Below are 22,230 nucleotides of genomic sequence, written 5' to 3'. Positions count from 1 at the left end.
CGCTCACCCGAACAGGATCACTCCGATCTTCTGCTTGTGATGGCCATCCGCAGGTCCGGTGCGCTGTCAAGGAACATCACGATCGAGTGGCGGTCCTCGTACCAGGAACCGCTCCTCTGGGCGGCCGATGCCGTCGTCGGCGCCACGACATGGTGGCTGGACGGGCACGCGGCATGCTTCGATCTGCTGCACGAGAAGATCAGCGTCATCGACCTCGACTGAGGGTGGAAAGCGCGAAGGCCGGACGCCCGATTCCATCGGGAGGCCCGGCCTCACTTCCGACGCCCACCGGGGGCGCGGCATCACCAGTATTGCATCACCGAGCGTGACCGGGCAAGCAGTTCTCGGTGACGCGTCACGCGGGGGGCCGTCAGAGGCGGGTGAGGCCGGTGACGTGGAGGACGGCGTGGCCCTCCTCGTCGGAGGCGGCGAGGTCGACCTCCGCGCCGACGCCCCAGTCGTGGTTCCCGGCCGGGTCGTCGACGATCTGGCGCACCCGCCACAGCTCCTTCTCCTCCTCGATCAGCAGGAGGGCAGGGCCCCGGGCGGCCGGGCCGGTGAGGATCTCGTCGTGCTCCTCGTAGTAGGCGTCCAGGCCCGCGCCCCAGTCGACGTCCGGATAGAGCTCGGCCAGCTCCTCCTCGCGGTCGAGCGCGGCCAGCTCCACCAGGCGGAACATCGCGTTGCGCACCAGCACCCGGAAGGCGCGTGCGTTGGCGGTGACCGGGCGGGTCCGCGTCTCCAGCTGCTCCTGCCCGGCGGTGAGGGCCTCGGCCGGGTTGGCCAGCTTCTCCCACTCGTCGATGAGGCTGGAGTCGACCTGGCGCACCAGCTCGCCCAGCCATTCGATGAGGTCCACGAGGTCGTCGGTCTTCAGGTGCTCGGGCACGGTCTTCGACAGCGTGCGGTACGCGTCGGCCAGGTAGCGCAGCACCGTGCCCTCGGAGCGGGCCAGCTCGTAGAACTGGATGTAGTCGGTGAAGGTCATCGCCCGCTCGTACATGTCGCGCACGATCGTCTTGGGGCTCACGACATGGTCGCCGACCCAGGGGTGCCCGCGCCGGTAGGTCTCGTACGCGCCGAAGAGCAGGTCGGCCAGCGGCATCGGGTGGGTGATCTCCGCGAGACGCTCCATCCGCTCCTCGTACTCGATGCCGTCGGCCTTCATCTGCGCGACCGCCTCGGCCCTGGCCTTGTTGAGCTGGGCGTGCAGGATCTGCCGCGGATCGTCCAGCGTCGACTCGACGATGGAGACGAGGTCCAGGGCGTACGTGGGGGAGGCGCGGTCGAGCAGGTCGAAGCTCGCCAGCGCGAACGTGGCCAGCGCCTGGTTGAGCGCGAAGTCCTCCCGCAGGTCCACGGTGAGCCGGGCCATGCGGCCGTGCTCGTCGGGCTCGGCGAGCGTCTCGACGATGCCGCCCGCCAGTAGCGACCGGTAGATCGCGATGGCGTGGCTGATGTGGCGGCGCTGGGCCTTGCGGTCCTCGTGGTTGTCGGTCAGCAGCCGCTTCATCGCCTGGAAGCAGTCGCCGGGGCGGTTGATGATCGACAGCAGCATGGCGTTGCTGACCTTGAAGCGGGAGGTCAGCGGTTCGGGCTCGGCCGTCTGGAGCTTCTCGAACGTGTCCTCGCTCCAGCCGACGAACCCCTCCGGGGGCTTCTTGCGGGCGTAGCCGCGGCGCCGCTTGGGGTCGTCGCCGATCTTCGCCAGCGCCCGCTCGTTCTCGATCACGTAGTCGGGGGCCTGGCAGACGACGTAGCCGACCGTGTCGAAGCCCGCCCGGCCGGCCCGGCCGGCGATCTGGTGGAACTCCCGCGCCCGCAGCCGCCGCACCTTCGTGCCGTCGAACTTCGACAGCGCGGTGAACAGCACGGTCCGGATCGGGACGTTCACCCCCACGCCGAGGGTGTCGGTGCCGCAGATGACCTTCAGCAGCCCCGCCTGGGCGAGGCGCTCCACCAGGCGGCGGTACTTCGGCAGCATCCCCGCGTGGTGCACGCCGATTCCGTGCCGTACGAGCCGGGACAGGGCCCGGCCGAACCGGGTGGTGAACCGGAAGTTCCCGATCAGGGCGGCGATCCGTTCCTTCTCCGCCTTGCTGCACATGTTGATGCTCATGAGCGCCTGGGCGCGCTCCATCGCCGCCGCCTGGGTGAAGTGGACGACGTACACGGGGGCCTGCTGGGTGGACAGCAGCTCCTCCAGCGTCTCGTGCAGCGGGGTGGTCCGGTAGGAGTAGATGAGCGGCACCGGCCGCTCGGCGTTCTTCACGACGGCGGTGTCGCGCCCGGTGCGGCGGGCGAGGTCGGTCTTGAAGCGCTCGACGTCGCCCAGGGTGGCCGACATCAGCACGAACTGCGCCTGCGGCAACTCCAGCAGCGGCACCTGCCACGCCCAGCCGCGGTCGGGCTCGGCGTAGAAGTGGAACTCGTCCATGATCACCGTGCCGACGTCGGCGTCCGCGCCGTCGCGCAGCGCGATCTGGGCCAGGATCTCGGCGGTGCAGCAGATGATCGGCGCGTCGGCGTTCACCGTGGCGTCGCCGGTCATCATCCCGACGTTCTCGGTGCCGAACAACGCGCACAGGTCGAAGAACTTCTCCGACACCAGCGCCTTGATCGGCGCGGTGTAGAAGCTGATCTCGTCTCGGGCGATCGCGGCGAAGTGCGCTCCGGCGGCGATCAGGCTCTTGCCCGAGCCGGTCGGGGTCGACACGATCACGTTGTTTCCGGAGACGACCTCGATGAGGGCCTCCTCCTGCGCGGGATACAGCGTGAGACCCCGCTCCGCGTTCCACGACGCGAACGCGTCGAACAACGCGTCGGGGTCGGAGCCGGAGGGCAGGCGGCGAAGGAGGCTCATGCTTTCGGTCACGCCTCTTATCCTGCCCAAGCCGCGCGACTGTTTCGACCGGCAGGTGGTACGGCAAGCTGTGGCACAACTACGTCAAAGGGGTGTGGCGCTGCCAGAATCCGCAGGTCAAACCCACAAACTGGCCGCGTGGGGGAGAATTGGGCCAGGCTCGTGGAGCGGCGCCGGGACACACTCGGCGACGTGCTGCTCGCGCTCGGCGTGCTCGCCTTCGCCGTTCCCGCGATCCTCACCGGCCGTTCCTTCTCCCTGATGCCCGTGCCGGAGACCGTACGGCTGGCCGTGTCGTCGGCCGCGGCGGCGGCCATGCTGGTGCGGCGCCGCACGCCGTGGCCCCTGGTCACCGGCACGGCCGCGTGCGCGCTGTTCGCGGGCCAGCTTGTGCCGCTGACGCTCGCGGCGTACGCGCTGACGGCCGAACGCGGGGGACGCCACCGGCTCGGGGCGGTCGCCGCGCTGGCCGGGGCGTACGTCGTGGTCGACCGCGTCAGCCCCTACACCGATCACGCGCCTCTCCTGGCGGTCATCTGGGCGGCGGCGCTGGTCTGCCTGCCCGCGCTGGTGGGCCACTGGGTGTGGCGCTACCGCGCCATGATCCGGGAGCTGCGGGAACGCGGCCGGGCGGACCAGGAGCAGGCGGCGGCGCTGGAGCGCCGCCGCATCGCGCGGGAACTGCACGACACGGTCACGCACGCCGTCACCGTGATGGTGCTCAACGCGGGCCTCATCCAGGACACCGACGACCTCGGGGAGATCCGCAAGCTGGCCCGGGCCATCGAGGACAAGGGCGTGCGGGCGCTGACCGAGCTGCGCGAGCTGCTCACGGCGCTGCGCAGCAGCGACCTGCCGCCCTCGGCGGAGAGCGTGGAGGGGATCCCGCGGCTGGTCGAGGAGGGCCGGGCCACCGGCCTGCGCGTCGCGCTGCACTACGAGGTCGCGGAGGAGGCGCTCTCCCGGCAGGCCGGGCACGCCTGCTATCGGGTGGTCCAGGAGGGGCTCAACAACGTGCGCAGGCACGCCCCCGGTACGGACGTGCAGGTGGTCTGCGAGACGCGCGGCGAGACGCTCAACGTGTCGGTGGTCAACAGCGGAGAGTCCGGCGGCGGCGGGGGACGGGCGGCGCCGGCCCGGGTGCCCGCTCACGAGGGGTCGGGCTACGGGCTGACGGGCCTGAGCGAGCGGGTGGAGCTGCAGGGCGGGCGGCTCACGTACGGGCCCACCGCCGACGGCGGGTTCGCTATCCACGCGGTCATCCCCTACCGCCCGCCCGAGCGGCCGGCGCGCTGAGCCGGGAGGCCTACAGGCCCAGATCCTCGATCTCCTTGAGCAGGGCAGGCCGGGAGCCGCCGGCGGGGGTGTCACCGGGGGCCTTGTCCACGCTCCGCGCGCCGCGGTCGCGGAACAGGTAGCCGCCGAGGATGCCGCCCGCGAACCCGAAGACGTGGGCCTGCCAGCCGATGCCCTCGGCCGGCAGCAGACCGGCGAACTGGTAGGCGAAGCACAGGCCCATCACCAGGCCGATGACGATGTCGATCAGGTGCCGGTCGAAGGCGCCGCGGACGAGCACGTACCCGAAGTAGCCGAAGACCAGGCCGCTCGCGCCGGCGCCCACGGTGGCGGCGTCGGCGGTGAACCACGAGCCGAGCCCGCTGGCGACGGCGATCAGCCCGGTGACGCCGAGGAAGCGCCGCACGCCCCGGTAGGCCGCGAGGAACCCGAAGATGAACAGCGGCCCGGAGTTGCCCTCGATGTGCGCCCAGCTCCAGTGCAGGAGCGGCGCGGAGACGATGCCGGGCAGCCGCTCGACGTCCCACGGCCGGATGCCGAGGCTGTAGCTCAGCGAGTAGCCGGAGGCCCAGTTGGCCACCTGCACGGCCCAGATCAGGGCCAGGAAGCCGACCATGACCCAGAACGCCTTCCGGGCCTCGGCGACCATGATCTCCGCGGTACGGCCGTCGCTCACGGAACCCTCCCTCTGCCGGGGATCCCGGTGTCGGCGATCACGGTGTCGGCGATCACGGTGCCCGGGGATCACGGTGCTGGCGATCACTGTGCTGGCGATCACGGGAAACATACCGCCGACGGCCGTGCGAGTCACCGGGTGCCGGGCATCTGGTGCCGGTTCATCGGGGCCCGTGCCCTCGGTGGTACGCCGGGCAAGCGGTATGCCCAACCGCTCTATTTCCTTTGGTCACCCAGCGTGGTCGGGTAATCACGAACTGTCAGGCCCTCTTCTTCCCCAGCATGGAGCAATGGTGGACCAATCAACACTCATCATATTTTCCGTGGGTGGTCTCGGCGTCTGGGCCGCTGCCAGCTACATCCGCCACTACCTGTCGCAATGCTCCAAGTGCAAGGGCACCGGCAAGGTCTACTCGGGGTTCTGGTCGCGCCAGTACCGTCCCTGCCCGCGCTGCAAGCGCAAGGGTGAGGTCAGCCACGGCTTCGGCCCGAAGGGGTAGCGTGTCCGAGGTTCCCGCTGGACCGGGGTCAGACGCCGGAGGCGTCCGCCAGGTCCAGCGCGACCTCCAGGCCCGCCCCGGCCCGCTGCTCGTCGGTCGTCGACTCCTCGCGGATGAAGAACCACGCCGCGTGCATCGCGAACAGCGCCATGGAGCGCTTGAGCCGCACCGGCAGGGGATCGTCCGGTCCGTACAGGGACTGCATCAGCGCGCCCATGCGGTCGCGCATCAGGTCGACCTTGACGTGCCCCTGCAAGGCTGTCTTGTTGCGGTCCATGAACTGCATGACCTCGTGGTGGCGCCCTCGGGTCAACTGCGCCGAGTAGCGCAGGATCAGCTCCCGGCGGGTCTCCGCCGAGGCGGGCCGCCCGCCCGCCCACGCGATCAGCTCGTCCAGCGCGGCGATGCGATCCTCGATCAGGCTGGCGACGATGTCCTCTTTTGTGCGGAAGTGGTAGTACAGTGCCGCCTTGGTCACGCCGAGGGCCTCGGCTATCTCCCGGAGTGACGTCGCCTCGTATCCCTGCTCGGTGAAGAGCCCGATCGCGACCTCCTGGATGCGGCTGCGTGTGTCGGTCTGAGCACCCATGTCCTGCTGACCCCTAATTAACTTGACGGCCGGCAAGTAAGGACCATACCTTAAGTCCGCACTAGCCTGTCGGCAAGTAAGTAACCTCTTTCAAACCTTTACTCAGGGGGCACCACGATGACCGAGGCTCCGCCCGCGCCGGGGCGGTCCAAAGAAGTGATGGCCGTACTTCCCGGCCTGATGCTGGCGATCATGCTGGCCATGCTCGACAACATGATCGTCGGCACCGCGATGCCGAGGATCGTCGGCGAACTGAACGGCCTGGAGTACTTCACCTGGGTCATCACGGCCTACGTCCTGGGCACCACGGTGTCCACGCCGATCTGGGGCAAGCTCGGCGACCTCTACGGCCGCAAGAACATCTTCCTCGGGTCCATCGTGCTGTTCCTGGTCGGCTCCGCGCTCTGCGGCATGGCCGGATCGTCGATGTTCGGGGGCGCCGAGCACGGCATGGCCGAGCTCATCGCCTTCCGCGCGTTGCAGGGCCTCGGGGCCGGGGGCCTCATGGTCAACGTGATGGCGATCATCGGTGACCTCGTCCCGCCCCGCGAGCGGGGCCAGTACCAGGGCATCATGGCCGCGATCATGTCGCTCGCGATGATCGCCGGGCCGCTCGTCGGCGGTTTCATCACCGACCACCTCGACTGGCGCTGGGCGTTCTACGTGAACCTGCCCCTCGGCGGTATCGCCCTGGTCTGGCTGTTCTTCCGGCTGCACCTGCCGAAGCACCGCACCGAGCACCGCATCGACTGGCTCGGCGCGACCGTCCTCACCATCGGCATCACCGCGATCGTGCTGATCACCTCGTGGGGTGGGCAGGCGCACGGCTACCCGTGGGGCTCCTGGCAGATCCTGTCGCTGGCGGCGCTCGCGGTGGTCGCGCTCGCGCTCTTCATCCCGATCGAGCGGCGCGCGGCCGAGCCGATCATGCCGCTGCACGTGTTCGCCAACCGCAACTTCTCGCTCATCTCGGCGCTCGGCTTCCTGCTGGGCTTCGCGATGTTCGGCGCGATCAGCTTCATCCCGCTGTTCCAGCAGATCGTGCAGGGCTCCACGGCCACCAACTCCGGCCTGCTCCTGCTGCCGATGATGATCACGTCGATGATCGTGTCGCTGTTCGTCGGCAAGGCGATCACCCAGACCGGGCAGTACCGGATCTACCCGATCATCGGCGGGGCGATCATGGCGGTCGGCATGTGGCTGCTGTCGCTGCAGGACGTCAACACGCCGTCCTGGCAGACCGGCGCGTTCATCGCCGTCTTCGGCCTCGGCATGGGCTTCCTGATGCAGACGACGATGCTCATCGCGCAGAACAGCGTCGAGCAGAAGGACCTCGGCGTGGCCAGCAGCGCCTCCACGTTCTTCCGGTCCATCGGCGGCTCGTTCGGCGTCGCGATGTTCGGCGCGATCTTCAACAACCGGCTCACCGACACCCTGAGCGACAAGCTCGGCCCGGCGGCGGCCAAGCAGGTCGGCGGTGGCGGCGCGGGCATCACCCCCAAGGCCCTGGAGCAGTTGCCCCCGCAGGTCAAGGGATTCTTCCTGGACGCCCTGGCCACGGCCATCGGGTCGGTCTTCCTCTGGGCGGCCGTGGTCGCCGTGCTCGTCCCGGTGCTCGCCGCCTTCGTCAGGCACGTCCCGCTGCGCACCGGTGCTCCGAGCGCCGCCGCCCCCGGCGGCGAGAAGGCCGAGCCGCTGACCGCCGCCTTCGAGTGAACCGGCCGGCCGCCGGCCTGGTCCCGAGCTTGGGACCGGGCTTGAGGCTGGGCCCGAGATCGGGCTGAGATCGGGCCCGAGAGTGAGCTGAGACCCGGCCGGTACGGCCCTCGCCCCCGCGTGGGCGGGGGCCGTACCAGGTTCCGGGGCCGCTCAGGCGGAGCGCTCGGCGCGGTCCGCCGACCAGTCGGTGTGGAATACGCCGTCCCGGTCGGTGCGACGGTAGGTGTGCGCGCCGAAGAAGTCGCGCAGCCCCTGCAGCAGCGCCGCCGGCAGCCGGTCACGGCGCAGCCCGTCGTAGTAGGCGAGCGCCGAGGAGAAGCCCGGGGTGGGCACCCCGATCGTCGCCGCCGTGGCCACGACCCGCCGCCACGACTCCTGGGCCTCGTCCAGCGCCTGCGCGAAGGTGGGGTCGACCAGCAGCGTCGGCAGGCCCGGGTCCGCGTCGTAGGCGGCCCTGATCCGGTCGAGGAAGCGCGCCCGGATGATGCAGCCCCCGCGCCAGATGGTGGCCATGTCGCCGAGCCTCAGGTTCCAGCCGTACTCCGCGCTCGCCGCGGCCATCTGGTCGAACCCCTGGGCGTACGCGACCACCTTGGAGGCGTACAGGGCCCGGCGCACGTCCTCGACGAGGCCGGAGTCGCCGGCGGTGCCGGACGGGCCGGTGAGCGAGCGGGCCGCGGCCCGCTGCTCCGGGTGGCCCGACAGCGCCCGGGCGAAGACCGCCTCGGCGATGCCCGTCACCGGGACGCCGAGGTCGAGGGCGCTCTGCACGGTCCAGCGGCCGGTGCCCTTCTGCTCGGCCTGGTCGACCACCACGTCCACGAACGGCTTCCCGGTCGCGGCGTCGACGTGGCCGAGCACCTCGGCGGTGATCTCGATGAGGTACGACTCCAGGTCGCCCTGGTTCCACTCGCGGAAGACGTCCGAGAGCTCCTTGGGGTTCAGCCCGAGGGCCTGCCGCAGCAGGTCGTACGACTCCGCGATGAGCTGCATGTCGGCGTACTCGATGCCGTTGTGCACCATCTTCACGAAGTGGCCGGCGCCGTCGGGGCCGATGTGCACGCAGCACGACACGCCGTCCACCTTGGCCGCGATGTCCTCCAGCAGCGGGCCGAGCGTCGCGTACGCCTCGGGGTCCCCGCCGGGCATGATGCTGGGGCCGTTCAGGGCCCCTTCCTCGCCACCGGAGATGCCGGTGCCGACGAAGTGGATGCCCCGCTCGCGCAGCGCGGCCTCCCGGCGGCGGGTGTCCAGGTAGTGGGCGTTGCCGCCGTCGATGATCATGTCGCCCGGCTCCATGACGGCGGCGAGCTCCTCGATCACCGCGTCCGTGGGGGCGCCGGCCTTGACCATGATGATCGCCTTGCGGGGCCGTTCGAGCGCGGCGACGAACTCCTCGACCGTGCCCGCCGGCACGAACGCGCCCTCGTCCTTGTGGTCCTCCATGAAACGGGTGGTACGGCTTTCCGTGCGGTTGTGGACCGCGACGACATGACCGTGGTGCGCGAAGTTCCGGGCGAGGTTGCGGCCCATGACCGCGAGGCCCGTGACTCCGATATCTGCCTTGTTCATGGCTAAAGTCATACCGCTCCCGGGTGGGGGTGCTCGGCTGCGGGGTGGCGTGTCCGCGGCCGGGCGTCGTGAGCTGGGCTTTTGTCCGCTTCTCCGTAGCCGTAGCCACTCGCGGGGCCGTTCCCGTGGTGATGCGAGGGCGAGGGCGCGTTGAGCGGGCCGCGGGCCGTACCGGGTTCGGTCCCTTTTCCGTCGCAGGTGGGGGCGCGCGCATCGGTGTCTCTGGCCTATCCTGACAAAACCCGCAAACTAAGCGGGTTTTGTATAGAGATGGCCGTCCGATGGCGAGGACACTTGGCCTCCTCGTCGGGCCGCTGGTAATTGAGGACAGCAAGGAAGGGACGGCGTCCGAGCCGCCCACCGTCGTCGCGCACCCACGGAGAAGAGACGTGTTCGCACCGAAGCCGGAACGGTCAGTCGTCGCGATTCCGCCACCCGGAGACGGGCCCGGCTACTGGGCGGGCGCGCCCAGCGCCGTGAGCCGGGACGGGTGGATCTATCTGGCCTACCGGCTGCGCCGCCCGATCGGCTCCGGCCGCGGCTATGCCGTGGAGATCGCCCGGTCGGCCGACGGCGAGCGGTTCGAGCGGATCCTCACGATCACCAAGGACGATATGAAGACCGAGTCGCTGGAGCGGCCCACGCTCGTGGCGACGCCCGACGGGTCGTGGCGGCTCTACCTGAGCTGCGCGACGTACGGCACCAAGCACTGGCGGGTCGAGATGATCGAGGCCGCCGACCCGGCCGAGTTCGACCCCGCCAACGCGCGGGTGGTGCTCCCGGGCGACCTCAAGACCGGCGTCAAGGACCCGGTCATCCTGCACCACGGCGGCGTGTGGCACCTGTGGGCGTCCTGCCACCCGCTGGAGGACCCCGACGAGGCCGACCAGATGGTCACCGACTACGCCACCAGCGCGGACGGGATCGCCTGGACCTGGCAGGGGACCGCGCTCGACCGGCGGCCCGGCCAGTGGGACTCGCGTGGCGTGCGGGTGAGCGCGGTCACCTTCAGCGGGGAGACCGTCATCGCCTACTACGACGGCCGCGCGTCGGCGGAGGAGAACTACGAGGAGCGCACGGGCGTGGCGATCGGGCCCGGCCCGTCCACCCTCACCGCGACCGGGACCGCGCCCGTCGCCCAGTCGGAGCACGGCGCGGGCCTGCGCTACCTGTCGGTCGTGCCCGTGCCCGGCGGCCATCGGCTGTACTACGAGCTGACCCGCGCCGACGGGGGCCACGAGCTGCGTACCGAGCTGCGCTGATCACGGCCTGGTGGGCGGGCCGTCCGCGCCTCTGACGCGGCCGTTGCGGGCCTGCCGCTGGCCGTCCGGCCGGACGCCCACCAGGCCGCCCGACCGCTCCCGGGGGCGCAGCCAGTCACCGAAGTCCTCTTCCAGCAGGTCGCGCAGCAGCGCGATGTCGGCGGCGAAGTAGGCCAGCAGCTCGTGACGCTGCTCCCAGGTGAGCGGCCGCCGGGGCTGCGCGTCGCGCTGCAGCATCCGTTCCAGCGGACTGGTCAGCCGCTGCCCCAGGAAGGGGTCTCCGAGCCGGGCGATCCGGGCGAGGACGCGGTGCCTGCGGCTCTGCCGGGGATGGGCGGTGACGTTCTCCCTCGGCACCTCGCCGATGATCCCCTGTTCCACCCCGAGGAAGGCGCAGATGCGATCGAGCGTGTCGGCGGGCCGGTCCACCAGATCGCGGTAGCGGAAGACCAGCACCTGCTCGCGGGGGAACAGCGTGAAGAGGTGCGCGAGCTGCTCGCCGTACCGGCCGAGGCCCACATAGTGCCAGAACGGCGACCAGCCGTCGGCGACGCGCCGCTTCTCGGCGGCGCACGCCTCGATGACGTCGCCGATCGGCTCCAGGCCGGCCGACCACAGGTGCGTCCAGTTGGAGTGCGCCCGTTCCACCGGGTCGCGCAGCGACACGATGAGCTTCGCGTCGGGGACGGTCTCCCTGATCCGCCGCTGGGCGTCCAGGTCGTACAGGTAGAAGGGGGTGGACTCGCCGCCGAGCGTCCCGGGCGCCGCGTCCGCGAAGAGCGCCTCGTAGTCGGCGCGCCGCCACACGTGCTCGCGGTAGGTCTCCGCGTCGCCCGGCCCGCCCTTGGCGGGCGGCGGGCCGTCGGTGAGGAAGAACTTCGGTTCCTTGACGGGTGACATGAACAGCCGCGGGTGGCGGGCGAGCGCCGCGTGCAGGGCGGTGGTGCCGGCTTTGGGTACACCGATGACCAGGAAGTCGGGCAGAGCCATGGAAAGTCCTCCTACTTTCCCGATTAGTTTAGTTGGTTTTTGCCCCTTCCTTGGGTGAAATCACCACAAGTGGGTCTACCCCGGTCAGCCGGCGACGAGCCGGATGCGGGTGGACATCCATCTGCGCCGCAGGGCGGCCGGGCGCCGCCCGCCGGCATACCAGATCTCGAACCACACCTCGTTGCGCCCGCCCTCCCGGACCAGGCCCCACCGGTCGGAGAGCAGGTCGAGCAGCGGCATGCCGCGCCCGCCCTGGCTCGACGCGTTCGGCAGCGGGTGGCCGGCGCAGGGCGGCCCGGCGGAGCCGTCGTCCTGCACGCCGATGCGCACCCGGTCGGGCAGGCACGACACCGTGAGCGTGAACGTGCCGCCGTTCCCCGAGCGGGAGTGGACGACGGCGTTGGTCGCGATCTCGCTCGTCAGCAGGACGCAGTCGTCGTGCCGGGGATGGCCGCGCCCCAGGGCGGCCGACACGAGCCTGCGCGCCCGCCCCACCTGGTCCCGTCCGCCCGCGAGCCGCGCCACGCGGTTCCCCGCGCCGTCCCCCGAGATCTCCATCAGCACTCCTTCAGCGTGGGAGCCGAGTCAGTCGCCGCAGAGTTGACGTTCGCGCGGGCGCCCGCGATGTCACGGGAAAGTAGGAGTGTCCTTGCCCGAATGGCCGGAAAGTGTCCGGTAACGGTGGGCGGTAAGCACCCGGGAAAGCGACCCGGAAAGACGCCGGCCCGGAAAGACGCCGGCCCGGAAAGACGCAGGGGCGGCGGGACCGGTTCCCCGGCCCGCCGCCCCTTCGACGCGTATGGTCAGGAGGCGTCGTGCGCCGCTCCGGCGGAGCCGTTGACGACGAGCACGCGCTCCTGCTCGGGCACCTCGATGGCCGGGAACGTGCCGGTGTCGACGATCCCGTGCTCCCGGTACGCCGCCTCGATCAGCGCGTACGCCTGGGGCTCGAGCTTCCACAGCGCCCGCCACTCCTTCGCCACGAGGGTCGGGATGCCGACCTCCTTGACGATGTCGGCGGCCCGGGGGACGTACCTGCGGGCGATCTGCTGGTCCCAGTACTGCCGCGCGGCGCGCATCTGGGTCGCGCGCTGGGCGGTGTCGACGACGGGCGCCGGCTCGGCCGGGAGGTCCTCCTCCTCGTCGTCGATCAGCTCCGCGAGCCTCGCGGCGGGCAGCGCCACCGGGGCGGGCGCCTCGGGCTCCGGCCCCCACGGCACCGGCGGGGCGAGGTCGATCAGCGCCGAGGTGTTGTAGAGCGCGCCGATCTGCGACAGCAGCGCCTCCTGCCGCTTCTCGTCCACGGCCAGCCCGGTGTACTCGACGGCCTGGTCCATCGCCTTGTCGAGCCGCGCCATCGCGGCGCGCATCTTGCGGTCCGGCGCCCCGGCCTCGCGCAGCGCCCGGACCCGCTTGGCGGCCAGCGCCACCCGGGTGAGCCTGCGGTGCGCGTCGACCTCGCTCGCCGTACGGTCGCTCACCTCGGCGAGGCCGACCCGGACCAGGATCCGCTCGGGGGTCAGCCGCCAGTTGATGCGGCCGCGGCCGGTGATGCGGACCCGCTCGATCGCCATGCCGCGTTCCCACAGCCAGGCGGCCACGAGCGGGGCGGCGAGCCGGAACACGGCCTCGGCGACGCTGCGGGCGTCCATGCTCGACAGGACCGCGGACAGGCAGGTGAGCGCCCAGACGGCGATGCCGTCGATGCCGGCGGAGTAGTTCTCCCGCATGTTGCGCCGGGCCCGTACGGCGCTGGTGATGACGGCGACCTCGATGAAGGCGAACAGCAGGAACCGCAGCGGGCCGTCGAAGCCGAGCACGTCGCCGGAGAAGCGCCACATGCCCTGCGCGGACACGCCGGTGGCGATGCTGGCGGCGACGATGGTGAGGACGTCCTCGGTGGGACGGCCGGTCGCCCAGCGGCGGTACAGGCGGATGAGGGCGCGGAGCGCGAAGAAGGCCAGGACCAGCAAGACCAGGGCGATGACGCTGATGATGACTGTTTCGACCGGATGGGCCGATACGAAGGCGGTGAATTGGTCAATGGGGGGCATCAGTCACGGTCTCTCGATGTCCGATGGTTTTTCCCGAGATCATCCCAGAAGGGCATGCCTCCGTGGGGGGAAACACGCCTGACTCCCGCCACTTCGCTCCCGGCTCGTCACAAATACGCCTTTATTTACCTTCGGCTGCCACGTGTCACCGGACACTCAGGAGGCGGGACCGGCGAGCCAGGCGTCGATGTCGCGGCGCAGCGCCCATTTCGTCTCCTCCGGTGCGAAGGACGCGTCGGCCGAGGCGCGGGCGAGCCCGGCCAGCTCCGCGTCGTCGTAGCCGAAGACCTCACGGACCCTGGCGTACTCGTCCGTCAGGGTGGTCCCGGTGACGGACGGGATGTCGGTGTTCAGCGTGACGGCCAGCCCCGCCTCGCGCAGCCGGGGGAACGGATGGGCGGCGAGGCCGTCCACCAGGCCGAGCGCGACGTTGGACGACGGGCACACCTCCAGGGGAATGCCCCGCTCGCGCACCTCGGCGGTCAGGTCCGGGTCCTCCAGCACCCGGACGCCGTGGCCGAGCCGCTCGGCCCGCCCTGCCGTGATCGCCTCGCGGACGCTGCCGGGGCCCTCGCTCTCGCCCGCGTGGTGCACGACGTGCAGGCCCGCGTCCGCCGCGGCGGCGAAGACCTCGGCGAACGGCGCCAGCGGATAGGATTCCTCCCCGGCCACTCCGACGCCGAGCACGCCGTCTCCGGCGTACCGGGTGGCGAGCCGCACCGTGCGCCGGGCCCGGTCGACCGGCCGCCGCCGCGAGTGGTCGAGCAGCACCCCGCACTCCATGCCGTATGCCGCGCGCCCCTCGGCGAGACCGGCGAGCACGGCCTCCAGCGGCATCTCCGGGGCGCCGAGCCGTTCACCGTGGGAGGCGGCGGTGAAGGTCACCTCCGCCCATCGGGTGCCCTGCGCCGCCTCGTCCGCGCAGAACTCCACGGCGATCCGGTGGAAGTCCTCCGGCCGGACCAGACACTCCCGTACGAGCGAACCGTGGTCGGCGAAGTCGCGGAAGCCGGCGAAGGGCCCGGTGGGGCGGGCGGGCGCGGGCAGGCCCCCCGCCGCCGCGATCTCGGCCAGCGTCTCCGGACGGATCATGCTCTCCAGGTGGACGTGCAGGTGGGCCTTGGGCAGCAGGGCGAGATCGCGCACGGCGGCAGCCTAGGCGCGCCTGCCCGGCCGCCGCACCCGGTTTCCGGCCTCAGATGTCGAGGCCGAGGCGGGAGATGGGCTCGACGAGCTCCTCCTCCTCGTAGCGCAGATGCGACAGCAGCACGTCCGACAGCCGGTCGACCTGCGCGCGGACGCCGTCGAGCCGGTCCGGTTCCTCGATCATCGCCACGAGAGCGGCGTCCAGGCCGGTCAGCACCTCGGCGATCACCTTGTGCTCCTGCTCCAGTCGCTCGACCACCGGCGCCAGCGACGCCTGCGCCGCCGCCAGCATCGGGAACATGTGCTCGTCCTCGATCGTGTGGTGGGTGGTCAGCAGGCGGCAGTACGACGCGCAGAACGTGCCCAGCGTCCAGTAGTTCTGCCGCATGGTGAGCTCGTTGATCAAGGAGCGGAGCGCGGCGGCGTCGGAGCGGCCCGCGGCGACCTGCTCCAGCGCGTCCCTGACCTGGGTCAGCTCCCGGCGCAGGTGGTCGTGGATGAGTACGAGCCGCTGCCCGGCCGCCCGCTGCCGCGGCGTCAGCGCTGCGGGGTCCCGTTTGGGCAGCCGCGGCCGGGTGGCCTCGTCCAGGACGGCCGGAGTCCCCGTCGTACGTGAGGCCGCGGCCGGGTGGTCGGCGGGGGCCACCGCGTCCCCGTCCGCCTGGTCCGCCTGGTCCGCCCGGTCGGCGCGGTCGGTTCGGCCGCGCTCCCGCGCCACGGCCTCGCGTACGGCGGGGGCGACCTCCTCGGCGAAGACCTTGAGGTCCCTGTCGTCGTCCACGGCGAGCACGAAGACGCTCATGCCGTGGTCCCGAACGAGGCCGGTGAGTTGTTCGGCCCACACGGCGGGCGGCCCGTTCAGGAACCCCTCCCCGGCCGCGCCGGAGAACCGGCCCTCGATGTTGTAGACGCGGCGGATCCCGGCGGGGTCGCGCCCGGCCCGTTCGGCGGCCGCGTCCAGGATCGCCGTCATCGCGCCCAGCTCGCCCGGCGCGGCGTACCCGGACGAGGGCACCCAGCCGTCGCCGAGCCGCCCCGTCAGCTCCAGCATGCGCCGCTTGTACGCGCCGATCCACAGCCCGATCGGATGCGGGGGGAACGGCCCGGGCCGCGCGCCCTCCAACCGGTAGTGCCGGCCGTCGAGCCGTACGCCCTCGCCGGGCGTCCACAGAGCGCGCAGCACCGCGACGGCCTCCTCCAGCGCCTCGACCGCGTCGCCGGGGTCGCGGCGCGGGCCGCCCATGGCCGCGACGCCGTCCCAGAACGCCCCGGCCCCGAGCCCCAGCTCCACCCGGCCGCCGCTGAGGATGTCGAGCGACGCGGCGGCCCTGGCCAGCACCGCGGGCGGCCGCAGCGGGAGGTTCGCCACGTCGGGGAAGAGCCGCACCCGCTCGGTGCGGGCCGCGAGCACCGACAGCAGCGTCCAGGTGTCCAGGAACGACGGCTGGTACGGGTGGTCCTGGACGCCGATGACGTCGAGCCCCAGCTCGTCGGCCAGCACGGCCTGCCGGACGATCCGGTGGTGGCCCGCCGCGTCCGGCCTGAGGAAGGCCCCGAACCACAGGTCATGCACAAAATCGGCCATTAATTCGCTACCTTTCCGCGTCCCGACCCGGGAGCCTACCTTTGTGACAAGATCCGGCGACATGACCCCGGCGGTCCCCGCCGGCAGCATCCTGTCCGTCGTCGCCGGCTCACGCGCGTACGGGCTGGAGACGGGGGAGTCGGACGTCGACCGGCGCGGCGTGTTCGTGACGCCGACGGCGGGGTTCTGGCGGCTCGACAAGCCGCCCGACCATGTGGAGGGGCCGCTGCCCGAGCAGTTCTCCTGGGAGGTCGAACGGTTCTGCGTGCTCGGGCTGGACGGCAACCCCGCCGCGCTGGAGTGCCTGTGGTCACCGCTCGTCGAACTGGTCACCCCGCCGGGGGAGCGACTGCTGGCGATCCGCCGCGCGTTCCTGTCGCGCCGGGCGGAGCGGGCCTTCGCGGGCTCCGCCGACCGGCAGTTCCGCCGTATCCGCCCGGACGACCCGCCGCGGCCGTACGGCGACGCGAGGCGGTGGAAGATGGCGATGCACATGATCCGGCTGCTGCTCGGCGCCTCCCTTCTGGCCCGGCACGGGGAGCCGCTGGTCCGGGTCGGCGCCCATCGCGACCGGCTGCTGGCCGTACGGCGAGGGGAGACGCCCTGGCCCGAGGTGCTGGAGTGGCGCGGGCGCCTGCTGGCCGAGTTGGACGAGGTGGCCGAGCGGGCCGGGAGCGCGCTGCCGGCCCGGCCGGACCGTGCGGCCGTCGAGGAGTTCCTGATCGAGGTGCGGAGGTCGGCCCTGTGAGCCTGCCCAAGGTGATCGTGCTCAAGGTGAGCGTTTCCGGGGTGAGCGTTTCCAGGGTGAGGGTGGCGAGAGGGGAGGCGCGGTGACCGCCGTCCTGCCGTCCTGGCTGCCCGAGGTGGCCGCGGGCGAGCGGCATCCGCTCGCCTTCGCCACCGTGAGCGGCGCGCACCTGTACGGATTCCCCTCGGTGGACTCCGACGTCGACCTGCGGGGCGTGCACGTGCTGCCCGTCGAGGAGGTCGCCGGCCTGCGCACGGGCGAGGAGACCGTGATCAGGTCATGGGTTCGGGAGGGCGTGGAGGTCGACCTCGTGACCCACGACCTGGCCAAGTTCTGCCGCCTGCTGCTGGGCCGCAACGGATATGTGCTGGAACAGCTCCTGTCGCCGCTGGTCGTGCGCACGTCCCCGCTGCACGAGGAGATGCGCGCCCTCGCGCCGGGCTGCCTCACCCGCCACCACGCCCATCACTACCTCGGCTTCGCCCGCACGCAGCGGCGACTGTTCGACCGCACGGGAGAGCTGAAACCGCTGCTGTACGCGTTCCGGGTGCTGCTGACGGGCATCCGCCTCATGCGCGGCGGCGGACTCGTCGCCGACCTGACCCTGCTCCTCGACGGCGCGCCGCCCTACCTGGCCGGTCTGGTCGAGGCCAAGCGCGCGGCCGAGCACGGCGCGCTACCGGACGACGCGCCCGGCCCGGAACGCCTTCGGGCCGACCTCGACGCGCTCACCGCGGCCCTGGAGGACGCCGGGGCCTCCTCCGCGCTGCCGGACGCGTCCTCGGCCCACGACGCCCTGCACGATCTCGTCGTACGGACCCGTCTCGGCGGGCGGTGAGGAGGGCCCCGGGAAGGCCGGGAAAGCAGGAAAAAGGCGGCCGAAACGGGAGGGGACACGCGAACAATGCGGGGTGCCGCCCCGCGTCGCGGACCCATCGCGGATAATGGGTCAAGCCGCCATCACACCAGGAGAACGCTTTGACCACCCAGACCGGCAAAGACAACCTCGACCTGGCCGCGAGCGCGGAGGCACTGGCCGACAGCGCGCCCACCGGGTCGCTGCGCCACGCGGCCGCCAAATCGGTCGCGATCACCTTCGCCACGACCCGCGACGCCGCCCAGGCGCGCGACACCTTGAACGGCCTCGCTCCCGACGACGTACGGCGGGCCGCGCTGGAGCTCTTCGACGAGCTCTTCGCCCGGGCCGACTGACCCGCGCGACCTCGGAGCGGCCGTCCGGGCCAGGCCGGTCGTCCCCCTGTGGCCTCCGGCTGACCTTGCGCGGCCTTCCGAATGCCTTCCGGCTGCCGGGGGCCGCGCATGGACGACCGGATCGTCGCGGGCCGGTCGGCGCCGGAGCGCACCGCCGGGAGTGGGCCGGCCGGTGAGGGAGCCGGCCATGGGGTGCGAGGAGGGCCACGTCCTTCACCTGTACGTCTGCCACCTGACGTTCAGGTCGCCGGCCTTGAAGCTGCGCATGCGGTGCTCCCATTGCGGACGGATCGCCGGATTGCTTCGCAGGATGGGCAACACGCTGGTGACCAGCTTGAGCTCACGAAGCCGCCGCAGGACCGGAAAGCCCTCCCATCGGGTCACGTCGAAGCCGTACTCCTCGGACAGCGGGCCCTGTTCGTCCTCCGGATAGTCCATGCGCAGGCTGCCGACTGCCACGGGGACCAGGTCCCATTCGCGTGGGCCGATCGTCGTGCCGTCGAAGTCGCACAGCACGGGCCCGTGCGGTCCCGCGATGACGTTCCCGAGGAACGCGTCCCCGTGGACGACCCCGGGCGTGAGCACATAGCTGAGCTTGGCGAGCTGTCCTTCGACCTCGTCGCACTCGTACCGGAGGAAGGCGTGGTCGTCGGCGGACAGGTCTTCCGGCTCGTCGAGGCGCTGGCGTACTTCCGTCATCGGCCGCCACTCGAGCAGGTCCGGCGGCGGATCGGTCAGGGCGTGCAGGCGTCGCAGCAGAGCCCCGAGATCCCTGCCGTCCGGGCGCGGGCCGACCTCCGGCAGGTACTCCCACAGAGTGATCACATGGCCGTCCACGTGCAGGGGCTGCTCCACGCCGGGCAGGAGCCGGACCGCCGGGAAGTCGTGCCGCGCCAGCCAGCGGGCGACCCGGACCACCGTCGGCACGCGGGTGCGGGCAGCCGTGGACCCGGCTATGCGCACGACGACGGACGCCTGACGAAGGCGGAAGACCGCGTTGTTGGTGAACTTGACGAGCTCGGCGTCCCGCGAGGAGAGCCCCGCACGGTCGCAGACGGACTCCAGCAGCCCGTTGAGCCTTTCGCGCGTGAGCGCACCGGCGGCGGAGGTCGTTGTCATGCCGCCCGCAGGACCGAGATGCGCTGCGCGAGGTCACGGGCGTCGGAGTGGTGCGCGGCCCGGCTCATGGCGGCCTCCTGCAGGGGCGCGAGGCGGTCGATGACCCGCGTCGACCGGATCTCCGTCGCCAGCGTGACGGCCTGGTGGCCGGTGTCGACTCCGCAGGTCATCTCTCCTGCCTTCAGATACACGGTGGCGAGGGCGGTCAGCTCGAACGTACGACTGCGCGTCATGCTCATGTCGCGGCCCGCGAGCGCTCGGGTGAGGTGCTCCACGGCGGTCTCCAGGTGCGCGGTGCCCAGGCCGGCGTGCAGCATGCCGGCGCTGGCGGCGAGATCGGCGTAGCCGAAGAAGTTCACCCAGGAGGGCGCGGGACGCTCCTGGGCGCGATCAAGCTCGTCGCGGGCCCGGGTCATCGATTTGAGCGCCAGTTCGGCGTTGCCGAGCAGGGCGTAGGCGCAGGCTTCGTTCGCGCAGAGCATCGCCACCGTACGTTCGCAGTTGGCGTCCTGTGCGCAGAGTTGTCCCAGCTGGAAGAACCGCAAGGTCTCCTGGACGCGTCCGCGATGCAACTGGACGCGCCCCATCCGGTAGAGGATGTTGGCCATCAGCGAGGGATCGTTCGCGTGTTTGGCCTGTTCCAGAGCGCGGGCCAGGTGGTCTATGGCGGAGCCGTACAAGCCGACGTCGAAGGACGTCCACCCCGCGAGGTTGTGCTGGTCGGCCAGCGCCCTGTGCAGGCGCCGCGCGACATCGGGCGAGCAGGAGGTGTGGAGCAGTCGCTGTGACCAGGCCAGTTGCGCCACCACCGCGTCGCGGCAGACTCCGCCTCCCTGCTGGTAGTCCAGGGCGCGCAGGGCGCGGGTCACCGACTCCGCCTGGACGACGTCGGCCATCCCGATCCGCCCGGGCAGCGGGGTGGCGACGCCCGGCAGGGGCTCGGCCCACCGCTTCACGTCGCCTTCGATCGCGCCGACGGTCACCTGCGCGGCGTGCGCCAGCAGACGACGCGCCTGTTCGTCCTCGTCGCCCTTCAGCGCGGCGGGCGCGGCGGGACGCGCCGAGGAGACGTCGAAGGCCAGGCCCATGTACCCGCGCGGAATGCCGAGGCCGTCGGCGATGCGGCTGAGCACGTCGTAGGCCATGACCTGCCGGCCGTTGGCGACGATCTCGGACACCTCCGACTGCGACTGCCCGGTACGTGCCGCGATCACGCGCTGGGACAATCCCCGCTGACCCAGAAGCCGGAAAACGGTAGAAATATCTCTGACAGCAAGCACCTGTCGCATTGTGGGCTGTTCCCAGACACCGGGGTCGATATTCTGTCCGCTTTGGGGATTGACGTTCATCAAGATCCTCCGGGGAAACCCCCCTTCAGGCGGGGGCGGAATCGGACCCCCTGCGGAGCAGGGCAGGGGCAGGCGGTTCGCCGCCAGGCGAACCGCTGTACGAATTCACGCGATCGGCGACTGATCGGGTGGCATGATGTGCGGCGTGGCGCAGACGGTGAAGCGGGCCTACAAGTACCGCTTCTATCCCACCCCCGAGCAGGCGTCCGAGCTTGCCCGGACGTTCGGGTGCGTGCGCCTGGTCTACAACAAGGCGCTGGAGGAACGCACCCGCGCCTACACCCGGGAGGGCGCCCGGGTCTCCTACGCGGAGTCTTCCGCCTTGCTGACGGCGTGGAAGCAGACCGAAGAGCTGGCTTTTCTGGCTGAGGTGTCGTCCGTGCCGTTGCAGCAGGCGTTGCGGCACCTGCAGGCGGCCTTCGCCCACTTTTTCGCCAAGCGGGCCAGATATCCGGTGTTCAAGTCGCGGAAGAAGTCGCGGGCGTCGGCCGAGTACACCCGCTCGGCGTTCCGCTACCGCGACGGCCGGCTCACGCTGGCGAAGATGGACGCCCCGCTGGACATCGTGTGGTCGCGGCCACTCCCGCAAGGAGCGGAGCCGTCCACGGTGACGGTGAGCAGGGACGCGGCCGGTCGGTGGTTCGTGTCCCTCCTGGTGGAGGAGACGATCCGCCCCCTCGACCCCAGCGGGGACGTGGTCGGGGTGGACGCGGGGATCGCCAGCCTGGTGGCCCTGTCCCGCCCGATCCCCGGGGTGACCGACGAGGACGGCAAGGTCGCCAACCCCCGGCATGAGCGGGCCGACCGGCGCAGGCTGGCCAAGGCCCAGCGCTCGCTGGCCCGCAAACCCAAGGGCAGCACGAACCGGGCCAAGGCCCGGCTCAAGGTCGCCCGCGCCCACGCCCGGATCGCCGACCGGCGCCGGGACTTCCTGCACAAGCTGACCACCTCGCTCGTCCGCGATAACCAAGTGGTCGTGATCGAGGACCTGACCGTCCGTGCCATGGTCAAGAACCACTCCCTCGCCCGCGCCATCTCCGACGCCTCCTGGCGGGAACTCCGCTCGATGCTGGAATACAAGACGGCCTGGTACGGGCGGGAACTGGTCGTGATCGACCGGTGGTTTCCCAGCTCGAAGCTGTGCTCGGCCTGCGGGACCCTGGCCGAGGAGATGCCGTTGCACGTCCGGGAATGGGAGTGCGCCTGCGGCGCGGTCCATGACCGGGACGTCAACGCCGCCAAGAACATCCTCGCCGCCGGGCTGGCGGAGAGGTGAAACGCCTGTGGAGCTGGTGTAAGACCTCAACGGAGTCCTCCGAGCGGGCGACCGGCGGCGAAGCAGGAAGACCAACCTGTGAGGGTTGGAATCCCCTCCCTTCAGGGAGGGGAGGATGTCAACGGCGACCTTTCCCAGCCACATGCTTTTCGGTCACCTTAACCGCGCACATGACTCGGTGAAGAGGCATCGCCCGAGCTGATCGGTCAAGCTGATCGGCCGCGCCGATCGGCCCGTGAACTGGCAAGGGTATCGGGGCCGCGACTCGCGGTCGG

At 71.2% G+C, this 22,230-nt stretch carries 19 protein-coding genes and 1 pseudogene; 9 read left to right on the top strand and 11 right to left on the bottom strand.

Annotated features, from left to right (window positions below):
* Positions 1 to 39 precede the first annotated feature (39 nt).
* The gene (locus OG344_RS29555) at positions 40 to 222 is read left to right on the top strand and encodes a hypothetical protein (RefSeq protein ID WP_405085888.1); all 183 of its coding nucleotides are present in this window, start codon (positions 40 to 42) and stop codon (positions 220 to 222) included.
* A gap of 148 nt (positions 223 to 370) precedes the next feature.
* On the opposite strand, the gene OG344_RS29550 is transcribed toward OG344_RS29555, so the two are convergent.
* The gene (locus OG344_RS29550; protein ID WP_405089196.1) at positions 371 to 2,863 is read right to left on the bottom strand and encodes a DEAD/DEAH box helicase; all 2,493 of its coding nucleotides are present in this window, start codon (positions 2,861 to 2,863) and stop codon (positions 371 to 373) included.
* 138 nt (positions 2,864 to 3,001) lie between these two features.
* Between OG344_RS29550 and OG344_RS29545 the strand changes: the two genes are divergently transcribed.
* Positions 3,002 to 4,159 carry a sensor histidine kinase gene (locus tag OG344_RS29545; protein ID WP_405085887.1) on the top strand — a complete coding sequence of 386 codons (1,158 nt, stop codon included), beginning with the start codon at positions 3,002 to 3,004 and terminating at the stop codon, positions 4,157 to 4,159.
* 10 nt (positions 4,160 to 4,169) lie between these two features.
* Here OG344_RS29545 and OG344_RS29540 read toward each other — a convergent pair whose 3' ends face one another.
* Positions 4,170 to 4,835, bottom strand: coding sequence for a rhomboid family intramembrane serine protease (locus OG344_RS29540; protein ID WP_327046501.1), 666 nt, complete (start codon positions 4,833 to 4,835; stop codon positions 4,170 to 4,172).
* A 322-nt stretch (positions 4,836 to 5,157) separates the two neighbouring features.
* Between OG344_RS29540 and OG344_RS29535 the strand changes: the two genes are divergently transcribed.
* Positions 5,158 to 5,334: a hypothetical protein gene (locus OG344_RS29535; RefSeq protein WP_405085886.1), complete on the top strand. Its 177-nt coding sequence runs from the start codon at positions 5,158 to 5,160 to the stop codon at positions 5,332 to 5,334.
* Between the two features lie 28 nt (positions 5,335 to 5,362).
* Here the strand turns inward: OG344_RS29535 and OG344_RS29530 are convergent, their stop codons facing one another.
* Complete coding sequence (locus OG344_RS29530; RefSeq protein WP_327046499.1) at positions 5,363 to 5,923, bottom strand: helix-turn-helix domain-containing protein; 561 nt, start codon at positions 5,921 to 5,923, stop codon at positions 5,363 to 5,365.
* A 117-nt stretch (positions 5,924 to 6,040) separates the two neighbouring features.
* On the opposite strand from OG344_RS29530, the gene OG344_RS29525 reads away from it, so the two are divergent.
* A complete protein-coding gene (locus OG344_RS29525; protein ID WP_405085885.1) occupies positions 6,041 to 7,639 on the top strand; it encodes an MDR family MFS transporter in 1,599 nt (532 codons plus the stop codon).
* A 153-nt stretch (positions 7,640 to 7,792) separates the two neighbouring features.
* Here OG344_RS29525 and gndA read toward each other — a convergent pair whose 3' ends face one another.
* A complete protein-coding gene (gene gndA / locus OG344_RS29520; protein WP_327046497.1) occupies positions 7,793 to 9,214 on the bottom strand; it encodes an NADP-dependent phosphogluconate dehydrogenase in 1,422 nt (473 codons plus the stop codon).
* Positions 9,215 to 9,603: 389 nt separating this feature from the next.
* Here gndA and OG344_RS29515 point away from each other — a divergent pair, with 389 nt between their 5' ends.
* Positions 9,604 to 10,476 carry a hypothetical protein gene (locus tag OG344_RS29515; RefSeq protein WP_405085884.1) on the top strand — a complete coding sequence of 291 codons (873 nt, stop codon included), beginning with the start codon at positions 9,604 to 9,606 and terminating at the stop codon, positions 10,474 to 10,476.
* Here OG344_RS29515 and OG344_RS29510 read toward each other — a convergent pair whose 3' ends face one another.
* The 5 genes from OG344_RS29510 to OG344_RS29490 form a co-directional block, all read right to left on the bottom strand.
* On the bottom strand, positions 10,477 to 11,466 hold the full coding sequence (locus tag OG344_RS29510; protein ID WP_405085883.1) for a sulfotransferase family protein: 990 nt from the start codon (positions 11,464 to 11,466) through the stop codon (positions 10,477 to 10,479).
* 84 nt (positions 11,467 to 11,550) lie between these two features.
* Positions 11,551 to 12,024, bottom strand: coding sequence for an ATP-binding protein (locus OG344_RS29505; protein ID WP_405085882.1), 474 nt, complete (start codon positions 12,022 to 12,024; stop codon positions 11,551 to 11,553).
* A 245-nt stretch (positions 12,025 to 12,269) separates the two neighbouring features.
* Positions 12,270 to 13,520: a hypothetical protein gene (locus OG344_RS29500; RefSeq protein WP_405085881.1), complete on the bottom strand. Its 1,251-nt coding sequence runs from the start codon at positions 13,518 to 13,520 to the stop codon at positions 12,270 to 12,272.
* 156 nt (positions 13,521 to 13,676) lie between these two features.
* Positions 13,677 to 14,666: an adenosine deaminase gene (add, locus tag OG344_RS29495; protein WP_405085880.1), complete on the bottom strand. Its 990-nt coding sequence runs from the start codon at positions 14,664 to 14,666 to the stop codon at positions 13,677 to 13,679.
* A gap of 49 nt (positions 14,667 to 14,715) precedes the next feature.
* Positions 14,716 to 16,251: an LLM class flavin-dependent oxidoreductase gene (locus OG344_RS29490; protein WP_405085879.1), complete on the bottom strand. Its 1,536-nt coding sequence runs from the start codon at positions 16,249 to 16,251 to the stop codon at positions 14,716 to 14,718.
* Positions 16,252 to 16,312: 61 nt separating this feature from the next.
* Between OG344_RS29490 and OG344_RS29485 the strand changes: the two genes are divergently transcribed.
* From OG344_RS29485 to OG344_RS29475, 3 genes are all read left to right on the top strand, one after another.
* The gene (locus OG344_RS29485) at positions 16,313 to 16,999 is read left to right on the top strand and encodes a DNA polymerase beta superfamily protein (protein ID WP_327046490.1); all 687 of its coding nucleotides are present in this window, start codon (positions 16,313 to 16,315) and stop codon (positions 16,997 to 16,999) included.
* An 82-nt stretch (positions 17,000 to 17,081) separates the two neighbouring features.
* Positions 17,082 to 17,837 (top strand): DNA polymerase beta superfamily protein, encoded by a 756-nt coding sequence (locus OG344_RS29480; RefSeq protein WP_405085878.1) that lies wholly within the window; start codon positions 17,082 to 17,084, stop codon positions 17,835 to 17,837.
* A gap of 140 nt (positions 17,838 to 17,977) precedes the next feature.
* On the top strand, positions 17,978 to 18,211 hold the full coding sequence (locus tag OG344_RS29475) for a hypothetical protein (protein WP_138460151.1): 234 nt from the start codon (positions 17,978 to 17,980) through the stop codon (positions 18,209 to 18,211).
* Positions 18,212 to 18,424: 213 nt separating this feature from the next.
* Here the strand turns inward: OG344_RS29475 and OG344_RS29470 are convergent, their stop codons facing one another.
* On the bottom strand, positions 18,425 to 19,330 hold the full coding sequence (locus OG344_RS29470) for a phosphotransferase enzyme family protein (RefSeq protein WP_405085877.1): 906 nt from the start codon (positions 19,328 to 19,330) through the stop codon (positions 18,425 to 18,427).
* Entirely contained in the window at positions 19,327 to 20,544 is a 1,218-nt protein-coding gene (locus OG344_RS29465; protein ID WP_327046487.1) for a transcriptional regulator, read from the bottom strand. The genes OG344_RS29470 and OG344_RS29465 overlap by 4 nt, the downstream gene beginning before the upstream one ends.
* 271 nt (positions 20,545 to 20,815) lie before the next feature.
* On the opposite strand from OG344_RS29465, the pseudogene OG344_RS29460 reads away from it, so the two are divergent.
* A pseudogene (locus OG344_RS29460) lies at positions 20,816 to 22,117 on the top strand (RNA-guided endonuclease InsQ/TnpB family protein).
* The last annotated feature ends 113 nt before the right edge of the window (positions 22,118 to 22,230 follow it).

It is taken from the genome of Microbispora sp. NBC_01389, from assembly GCF_045040095.1.
In the GTDB taxonomy this organism is placed as follows: Bacteria; Actinomycetota; Actinomycetes; order Streptosporangiales; family Streptosporangiaceae; genus Microbispora.
This window is presented reverse-complemented; position numbering and strand designations above follow the sequence as displayed.

Bases quoted from the DNA above. Each gene is read 5' to 3' on its own strand.
- OG344_RS29555 (WP_405085888.1), top strand. From the start codon at position 40: ATGGCCATCCGCAGGTCCGGTGCGCTGTCAAGGAACATCACGATCGAG.
- OG344_RS29550 (WP_405089196.1), bottom strand. From the start codon at position 2,863: ATGAGCCTCCTTCGCCGCCTGCCCTCCGGCTCCGACCCCGACGCGTTG.
- OG344_RS29530 (WP_327046499.1), bottom strand. From the start codon at position 5,923: ATGGGTGCTCAGACCGACACACGCAGCCGCATCCAGGAGGTCGCGATC.
- OG344_RS29525 (WP_405085885.1), top strand. From the start codon at position 6,041: ATGACCGAGGCTCCGCCCGCGCCGGGGCGGTCCAAAGAAGTGATGGCC.
- gndA (WP_327046497.1), bottom strand. From the start codon at position 9,214: ATGAACAAGGCAGATATCGGAGTCACGGGCCTCGCGGTCATGGGCCGC.
- OG344_RS29510 (WP_405085883.1), bottom strand. From the start codon at position 11,466: ATGGCTCTGCCCGACTTCCTGGTCATCGGTGTACCCAAAGCCGGCACC.
- OG344_RS29505 (WP_405085882.1), bottom strand. From the start codon at position 12,024: ATGGAGATCTCGGGGGACGGCGCGGGGAACCGCGTGGCGCGGCTCGCG.
- OG344_RS29500 (WP_405085881.1), bottom strand. From the start codon at position 13,520: ATGCCCCCCATTGACCAATTCACCGCCTTCGTATCGGCCCATCCGGTC.
- OG344_RS29490 (WP_405085879.1), bottom strand. From the start codon at position 16,251: ATGGCCGATTTTGTGCATGACCTGTGGTTCGGGGCCTTCCTCAGGCCG.
- OG344_RS29485 (WP_327046490.1), top strand. From the start codon at position 16,313: ATGACCCCGGCGGTCCCCGCCGGCAGCATCCTGTCCGTCGTCGCCGGC.
- OG344_RS29470 (WP_405085877.1), bottom strand. From the start codon at position 19,330: ATGACAACGACCTCCGCCGCCGGTGCGCTCACGCGCGAAAGGCTCAAC.